The organism is Bergeyella anatis, from assembly GCF_036016955.1.
Lineage (GTDB): Bacteria > Bacteroidota > Bacteroidia > Flavobacteriales > Weeksellaceae > JAYWXI01.
This window is the reverse complement of record NZ_JAYWXI010000141.1, coordinates 1-433: the sequence shown is the minus strand read 5'-3', so window position 1 is coordinate 433 and position 433 is coordinate 1. Positions and strand designations below refer to the sequence as shown.

General features: G+C 37.9%; 1 protein-coding gene. It reads left to right on the top strand.

Features of this window, described 5'->3' with window-relative positions:
• A partial coding sequence (locus VQ048_RS12650; protein WP_327611985.1) for a DNA topoisomerase occupies positions 1 to 433 on the top strand: 433 nt, incomplete at both ends.

Genomic DNA, 433 nt, shown 5'->3' with positions numbered 1-433 from the left:
AGTGCTTTCCGTAGAAAAGAAAACGGTAAAAGAGCAACCGCCTTTACTCTATGATTTAACTGCACTTCAAAAAGAGGCAAATAAAAAATATAGTTTTTCGGCAGACGAAACTTTAAACATTGCTCAAAGTTTGTATGAAAAGAAATACATCACTTATCCTCGGACAGGAAGTAAATACATTTCGGAAGATGTATGGGCAGAAATTCCTTTATTGATTCAGCAATTAGAGCATTATGAGAACTATGCAAAATATGCACAACAACTCAGACGCTCCTCTCTTACCAAGCGTATCGTCAATGATGTTAAAGTAACCGACCATCACGGACTGCTCATTACTGACAAAATACCGACCGAACTCCCTAAGAAAGAAGCCCTCATTTACAAAATGATTGCCGGGCGTTTATTAGAAGCGGTATCGGAAATTTGTATCAAG